This window comes from Phenylobacterium sp. (assembly GCF_030697305.1).
GTDB lineage: Bacteria > Pseudomonadota > Alphaproteobacteria > Caulobacterales > Caulobacteraceae > Phenylobacterium.
The window spans coordinates 1-6,827 of sequence record NZ_JAUYQL010000001.1 but is presented as its reverse complement, the minus strand read 5'-3'; the positions used below and the strand labels follow the sequence as shown (position 1 = coordinate 6,827).

Below are 6,827 nucleotides of genomic sequence, written 5' to 3'. Positions count from 1 at the left end.
TTCGTTTTGAGGCGAGGCCAGGGCCGATATCGTACTGAACGTTGAAGTGCGCGAGCGCACCGGAACCGGCGGCGCCCGCGATGCGCGGCGCGAGGGCAAGGTGCCCGGCGTGCTGTATGGCGGAACCCAGGCCCCGGTGGCCATCGCCGTGCGCGCCAACGAGTTCCGCAAGGCGCTTTATACGGGCAAGCTCCTGGGCCACCTGGTGACCCTGAAGCACGGCTCGGAAACGCAGCCGGTGATCGCCAAGGCGATCCAGGTGCATCCGGTCACCGACGAGCCGATCCATTTCGACCTCTATCGGGTCGACGCTCACCAGCAGATCAAGATCTCCGTGCCGGTGCACTTCACCAATCATGAAGCCTCGCCGGGCATCAAGCGCGGCGGCACCCTGAACATCGTCGCCCACGAAATCGAACTGCTCTGCCCGGCGGATCAGATCCCGGAAGAGCTGAGCTACGATCTCGAAGGCCTGGACATCGGCGACGCAATCCGCGTCTCCGCGTTCGCGCTACCCGCGGGCGTTGTGGCGACGGCCGACCAGGAATTCGTGGTCGCGATCATCGCTGGTTCCTCGGCACAGGCGTCTGAAGAAGCCGGCGAAGGCGAAGAAGGCTCTGAGGCCGCCGGCTCCTAACCGGTCCGGCCCCTGCCCTAGCTCGCCCTGAGGGGAACGGCGCCATGCTGATCCTCGCAGGGCTGGGCAATCCCGGCGATCGATACGCCGGCAATCGACACAATTTCGGCTGGTCGGCGGTGGACTCCATCGCCGACCGCTGGCGTTTCGGGCCAGAGCGTCGGCGCTTCCAGGCGCTGGCGCGCGAGGGCTCAATCGAGACGCCCTCAGGCGCCGTGCGCGCGCTTATCCTCAAGCCGCAAACCTTCTACAACGAGAGCGGCCGTTCGGTCGGCGAAGCGCTGAAGTTCTTCAAGCTGCAGCCTGCCGACCTCGTGGTGTTCTACGACGAGATCGACCTCGCCCCAGGACGCTTCCGGATGAAGACCGGCGGGGGCGCGGCCGGGAACAACGGCGTGCGCTCGATCGCCGCCCAGGTCGGGTCCGAGTTCCGTCGCGCGCGCCTGGGCACCGGCCATCCGGGTGACAAGGCGCTGGTCCAGGGTTTCGTGCTCTCGGATTTCCACAAGGCCGAGGGGGACTGGGTCGACGCCCTGCTACGCGCCTGCGCCGAGGCCGCCCCCCTGCTGGCCGCTGGCGAGGACGAGAAGTACCAGACCGAAGTCATGCGCCTGGCCCCGGCCGAGAAGGCCGACCCCCGCCGCGCGCGCGACTGACGGGGGCGGCGCAGCGGCGGTTCCCGGCGACAAGCCGCGCGTGCTCGGCTAAACCGGCGCCCAACTGCAAACCCCTCGAGATCCGAATGGCCCTGAAAGTCGCGATCGTCGGCCTGCCCAACGTCGGCAAGTCCACCCTGTTCAACGCCCTGACCCAGACCGCGCAGGCGCAGGCGGCCAACTATCCGTTCTGCACGATCGAACCGAACGTCGGCGACGTGGCGGTGCCGGAACCGCGGCTGGAGTCGCTGGCGACCATCGCCGGCTCCAAGGAGATCATCCCCGCGCGGATCAACTTCGTCGATGTCGCAGGCCTGGTGCGCGGCGCCTCCAAGGGCGAGGGTCTGGGCAACCAGTTCCTGGCGAACATCCGCGACACCGACGCGGTGGCCTTCGTCACCCGTTGTTTCGAGGACGACGACATCACCCACGTAGAGGGCCGGGTCGACCCGATCTCCGACCTGGAGATCATCGAAACCGAATTGATGCTGGCCGACCTGGAGAGCCTGGAAAAGCGCATCCCCAACCTCGATAAGCGCGCCAAGACCGGGGACAAGGAATCGGCCACGACCCTGCGGCTGGCGAACCTGGCGCTGGCAGAGCTGAACCAGGGGCGTCCGGCGCGCAACGCCGAGGTCCCGCCCGAGGACGAGAAGGCCTGGCGGATGCTGCAGCTGATCACCTCGAAGCCCGCGCTCTATGTGGCCAATGTCGACGAGGCCTCGGCCGAGAGCGGCAACGCCCACTCGGCGCGTGTCGCCGAACGCGCGGCCCGCGACCACGCCGAGACGGTGGTGATCTCCGCCCAGATCGAGAGCGAGATCGCCCTTCTGGACGCGGGCGAGCGCGGCGACTTCCTCGAGACCTTGGGGCTCAGCGAGCCTGGCCTCAACAAGCTGATCCGCGAGGCCTTCAAGCTGGTCGGCCTGCAGACCTATTTCACCGCCGGCCCCAAGGAGGCGCGCGCCTGGACCATTCCGGTGGGCGCCACCGCGCCGCAGGCGGCCGGCGTGATCCACACCGACTTCGAGAAGGGCTTCATTCGCGCCGAGACCATCGCCTTTGACGACTATGTGCGGCTGAAGGGCGAGGCTGGCGCGCGCGAAGCCGGCAAGATGCGCCAGGAAGGCAAGGAGTACGTGGTCCAGGACGGTGACGTGCTCAACTTCCGCTTCAACGTCTGAGGACCCTTCACGCATGGGCGAGACCGTACGGCTGAGCGGCGCGGACACCTTCGCCTTCGACGCCTATCACGCCCAGGTCCCCGACGCGCGGCGCGGCGGCTTGGTGGTCCTGCATGCGGTCTGGGGCGTCACGCCCCATATCCGCGAGCTGTGCGACGCCTACGCCGAGCACGGCTACGAGACCCTCGCGCCCAGTCTGTTCGACCGGTTCGAACCCGGTTTTGCGGAACAGAACACCGACCCCGCACGCCTCGCCGACCAGACCGCCTACGCAGAGCGGACCGGCTGGGGCGACACCACCACGGGGGATGTGCAGGCGGCGATCGACGCCTTGAAAGGCCCGGTGTTCGTCCTGGGCTTCTGCTTTGGCGGGACGGCGGCGTGGCTGGCGGCCTGCCGCTGCGAAGGAGTCTCCGCCGTCTCCTGCTTCTATGGCGGCCAGATCATTGAATATGTGGCCGAAACGCCGCGCGTCCCCACGATTCTGCACTTTGGCCGCAAGGACGAACTGATCCCGCCGGGCGATGTGGACGCGATCGCCGAGCGTCATCCTGACCTGCCGATCCATATGTACAACGCCGGCCACGCCTTCGTCGCGCCAAGTGGCTATCACGCAGATTCGGCGCAGCTTTCCACCTTGCGCACCCTCGCCCTCTTCGCCCGCAATGGCGGCGGCCGTGGCGACGCTTAACGAACGCGAGCCGATCGACCGCCCGCGCTGGGGCGCCGCCCATCTGCTCGGCCTGGCGGTGGCCGGCGTAGCACTTCTGCTGCCGGCCTATGTCGCGGCGACCTCGCTGATCGCCGTGCTCTCGACCCACCAAAGCGTCCCCTACATGGACCAGTGGGCGACAGTGAACGAGTACCGCGCCTTGCTCGACCACGGCCTGCGCTTCGAGGACCTGTGGCGTCAGCATAACGAGCATCGGATCCTGTTCCCGCGGATCATTCTGCTGGGGGACTATGTGCTCACCGGCGGGTCGAACTACCTGAACACCGCGGCGATCTTCGCCATCCAGGCCATGGGCGCGCTGTTGTTTCTGGTCATGGCGCGCGAAGGCGGCGTCACCCCGCTGAAGGCCTGCGCCGCCGCCGTCGCCGCGGCCGGGCTGTTCAGCCTGCTGCAGTGGGAGAACCTGGTCTGGGGCTTCCAGGTGCAGTTCGTCGGCGTCTACTGCTGCGCCGCCTGGGCGATCTACGCCTTCTGCCTCGGCGTGCGCGATGCGCCCGTCCTGCATTGGCCGAGGTTGGGGCTGGCGTTCGCCCTGTTGGCGGTGGCCAGCTTCTCGATGGCCAATGGCGTGCTGGCGGGAGCCGCCATGGCCGCCGTCGCCGTGATCGCCCGCCTGCCACTGCGCGCCGCCGCCGTGGCGCTCGCGGCGACCGTTGCGACGACCGGGCTGTACCTGCACGGCTTCCACCTGGTCGCAAGCCACTCGCCGCCGTCCCTGGCGCTCGCCGACCCCCTGGCCTTCGCATCCTACGTCGCGGTCTACCTCGGCGGCTGGTGCGGCCTGTGGGGTGTGCAGCAGGCGATGATCCTGGGCTTCGCCGGCATGGCGGGGATGGCGATCATGGCCGCAACCGTGTGTATCCAGCGCAGTCGAAGTCCGGCGCAGCTCGCGCTGCTGGGCGTCGCGTTGTTCGTCATGGCCAGCGCCGGCGTCACCGCCCTGGGCCGCCTAAGCTTCGGCCTGGAGCAAGCCCTGGCCAGCCGCTACGTGACGCCTTCCGCGTGGTTCTGGGCGGCCCAGCTGATGTTCTGGGCCCTGCAAGCGCAGTCCCGCGCCCAGTGGTGGCCCAGGCTCGCCATGCTGGTTCCGCTCGGGCTCGCCGCGCACCAGATCGTCGTCCTCCAGGGGCCGATGTTCGGCGTGGTCGGGCTGTGGCGCGGCCAGGTGGCGCTGGGCGCCGAGACGCTGCTGTCCGGCGCCGCCGACGACGAGGCGCTGACCCGGCTGTTCCCCGATCCGGCCACGCCGCGCGAACTGGCGGCGTTCTTGCGCGAGCATCGGCTGTCGATCTTCGCCGAGCCGCGAGGCCGCTGGACCGGTCGCCCCCTGCGCCAGGTGCTGAAGGTCGCGCCACGGACGGAGTGCACCGGGGCGTTCGACGCCTGGACGCCGGCGCCAGGCGCATCGGGTGCGGCCTGGAGGGGCGCTGGCTGGGCGTGGGACGCGGTCGCCGACCAGCGCGTCAAGGAACTGGTGCTGGTGGGCGGCGACGGAAGGATCGTCGGCGTCGGCGCGGGCGGCGATAACCGACCGGACGTGCCTCAGGTCGTGCCGCAGGTCGATAACCCCAACGTCGGCTGGACCGCCTCGGCGCGTCCGCCGAAGATCTCGGTGACCGCCTACGCCATCCTGCGCGACGGCCGCGCCTGCGAAATCGGTGGCAAGCCGGTCACGACGGTTCCTCGATCAGGCGGCGCACTTCCGGCAGGCGCTCCAGGACCCGCACCAGCAGCGCCTGGGCCAGCATGATCCCGATCCCGGCCCCATAGCCGGAGAACACCCCGGCCGGATAACGCCCGCCATGGGCGACCGCCGCCACCTGCCAGTAGATGAACAGCGCCGCGCCGCAGAGCAGGCCGATGCCGCCCAGAACCGAGGCCGGGGTCTGACCGAAACCGGCCTGATAGCTCATCCACACATAGCGGCCGAGCAGGCGGCGAAGCGGCGGCGTCGCCAGCGGTACGAGCAGGGACAAGGCCATGAACATAGCCGGCCAGATCAGCGCACGCTGCACGATCAGCTCGCTGCCGCCCGGCAGCACCTGAAAGGCGCGCACGACTGCGCCCGCATAGATCAGCATGGCCGCGGCCGCCGCCACATCCTGCATTCGTTTGAAGTTCACCCACGCGCGCGTGAAGGCCATGGGTGCGATCCTGACGGGGCCTTTGGGCGCCGATATGGCGAAGGACTCAGTGACCCTCGAAGGCCACCAGGGTGGAGACCGGCACGCCGGCCGCACGCAGGCGCTCGGCGCCGCCCAGATCCGGCAGATCGACGATGAACGCCGCAGCGACGACCTCCGCGCCCACGCGCCTGAGCAGCTCCAGCGAGGCCAGCGCCGTGCCGCCGGTGGCGATCAGGTCGTCGATCAGCATCACCCGCTCGCCGGCCGTGATCGCGTCGGCGTGCATCTCGATGGTGTCGACGCCGTATTCCAGCGCGTATTCGGCGGCGATGGTCGTGAACGGCAGCTTGCCTTTCTTGCGCAGCGGCACGAACCCGACGGAAAGCTGGTGGGCGACGGCCCCGCCCAGGATGAAGCCGCGGGCCTCGACGCCAGCCACCTTGTCGATCTTGCGGCCGGCGAACGGTTGCACAAGCTCGTCCACCGCGCGGCGAAAGGCGCGGGCGTCGCCCAGCAAGGTGGTGATGTCGCGGAACATGATCCCCGGCTTGGGGTAGTCGGGGATCGTCCGGATCATCTCGGCCAGGTTCATCGGCGCACACTCGCAGCGGCGGGCCCAGGACGATCCGGGCAGGCTCCACGCCGTGCGGCGCTTATCGCCGAGGCGCGCGGGCTTGGCTATGATGATCCGAACAGGACGCCTGACGCTTGAAGTGCATCGCCCGCCTCGTCCTGGCCGCCTCGGCCGCCGCGTTCGCCATCGGGCCTCGCCCGGCGAGCGCCGGCGAAACCGCCTGCTGGTTCGAGGGCGCCCAGCTGGTCGCGGCCGCCTCGGTGCATGGGATCGCCGGCGACTACATCATCGACACGGGGACCGCGCGCACCCAGCTCCACGACACCCGCACGCAAGGCGCCGGCCTGTTGACGCCGGAGGACACGGCTGTCGAGCTCCGCGGCGAGGTGCGTTTCGCCGGCATGCGCCGGACCGGTCTGACGATCGAGGTCGCCGATCTCGATGCACGCAGCGTCGCCATGCCGACGCCGATCGCCGGCGTCATCGGCGCCGACGTGCTGTCCCACTATGTGATCGACATAAGGTTCGCGCCCTGCCGGCTGGCGGTGTGGCGCAAAGGCGAGGCGCCGACGGTCCGCTCGCGCCTGAGCCTGCCGCTTCGCAAAGCGGGCGGGCGGCCGATAGCCGAGGCGGCGGTGAGCGATGGGACCCGCACGCGGCGTGGGCGGTTTATCCTCGCCACCGGCCAGGACCTCGCGGTGCGGTTGGATGAACGCAATGCCTCGGTCCCCACGGCGACCGATCCCAAGGAACTCTATCCGGGCGGGATCGGCGCGGCGCGGTTGAGCGAGCTGTCGTTCGCGGGAGATCTGATCTCCGAACAGCTGGCCGGGCTTCTGCCCGCGGGCGCGGTCCCGCGCGGGGTCGAGGGCGTGATCGGCGCGCCGATCCTGGCAAGCCACGCCTGGCGGTTCGAC

At 69.5% G+C, this 6,827-nt stretch carries 8 protein-coding genes; 6 read left to right on the top strand and 2 right to left on the bottom strand.

All coding sequences use genetic code 11. The features are described 5' to 3' along the window. Window positions 1–28: 28 nt before the first annotated feature. The 5 genes from Q8R27_RS00040 (at window position 29) to Q8R27_RS00020 (ending at window position 4,960) form a co-directional block, all read left to right on the top strand. Complete coding sequence (locus Q8R27_RS00040; RefSeq protein ID WP_305697083.1) at window positions 29–637, top strand: 50S ribosomal protein L25/general stress protein Ctc; 609 nt, start codon at window positions 29–31, stop codon at window positions 635–637. A gap of 44 nt (window positions 638–681) precedes the next feature. Then, the gene (pth, locus tag Q8R27_RS00035; protein WP_305697082.1) at window positions 682–1,293 is read left to right on the top strand and encodes an aminoacyl-tRNA hydrolase; all 612 of its coding nucleotides are present in this window, start codon (window positions 682–684) and stop codon (window positions 1,291–1,293) included. An 86-nt stretch (window positions 1,294–1,379) separates the two neighbouring features. Then, window positions 1,380–2,477 (top strand): redox-regulated ATPase YchF, encoded by a 1,098-nt coding sequence (gene ychF / locus Q8R27_RS00030; RefSeq protein ID WP_305697081.1) that lies wholly within the window; start codon window positions 1,380–1,382, stop codon window positions 2,475–2,477. A 13-nt stretch (window positions 2,478–2,490) separates the two neighbouring features. Continuing rightward, window positions 2,491–3,168, top strand: a complete 678-nt coding sequence (locus Q8R27_RS00025; protein ID WP_305697080.1) for a dienelactone hydrolase family protein — start codon at window positions 2,491–2,493, stop codon at window positions 3,166–3,168. Further along, window positions 3,155–4,960 carry a hypothetical protein gene (locus tag Q8R27_RS00020; RefSeq protein WP_305697079.1) on the top strand — a complete coding sequence of 602 codons (1,806 nt, stop codon included), beginning with the start codon at window positions 3,155–3,157 and terminating at the stop codon, window positions 4,958–4,960. The genes Q8R27_RS00025 and Q8R27_RS00020 overlap by 14 nt, the downstream gene beginning before the upstream one ends. Here the strand turns inward: Q8R27_RS00020 and Q8R27_RS00015 are convergent. Together Q8R27_RS00015 and Q8R27_RS00010 are read right to left on the bottom strand one after the other, a co-directional pair. Continuing rightward, window positions 4,881–5,354: a hypothetical protein gene (locus tag Q8R27_RS00015; RefSeq protein WP_305697078.1), complete on the bottom strand. Its 474-nt coding sequence runs from the start codon at window positions 5,352–5,354 to the stop codon at window positions 4,881–4,883. The genes Q8R27_RS00020 and Q8R27_RS00015 overlap by 80 nt on opposite strands. A 46-nt stretch (window positions 5,355–5,400) precedes the next feature. Further along, window positions 5,401–5,928 (bottom strand): adenine phosphoribosyltransferase, encoded by a 528-nt coding sequence (locus tag Q8R27_RS00010; RefSeq protein WP_305697077.1) that lies wholly within the window; start codon window positions 5,926–5,928, stop codon window positions 5,401–5,403. A 116-nt stretch (window positions 5,929–6,044) separates the two neighbouring features. Here Q8R27_RS00010 and Q8R27_RS00005 point away from each other — a divergent pair. After that, window positions 6,045–6,827: hypothetical protein (locus Q8R27_RS00005; protein ID WP_305697076.1), on the top strand; the 783-nt coding region annotated here is incomplete at its 3' end.

Bases quoted from the DNA above. Each gene is read 5' to 3' on its own strand.
- pth (WP_305697082.1), top strand. From the start codon at position 682: ATGCTGATCCTCGCAGGGCTGGGCAATCCCGGCGATCGATACGCCGGC.
- ychF (WP_305697081.1), top strand. From the start codon at position 1,380: ATGGCCCTGAAAGTCGCGATCGTCGGCCTGCCCAACGTCGGCAAGTCC.
- Q8R27_RS00025 (WP_305697080.1), top strand. From the start codon at position 2,491: ATGGGCGAGACCGTACGGCTGAGCGGCGCGGACACCTTCGCCTTCGAC.
- Q8R27_RS00015 (WP_305697078.1), bottom strand. From the start codon at position 5,354: ATGGCCTTCACGCGCGCGTGGGTGAACTTCAAACGAATGCAGGATGTG.
- Q8R27_RS00010 (WP_305697077.1), bottom strand. From the start codon at position 5,928: ATGAACCTGGCCGAGATGATCCGGACGATCCCCGACTACCCCAAGCCG.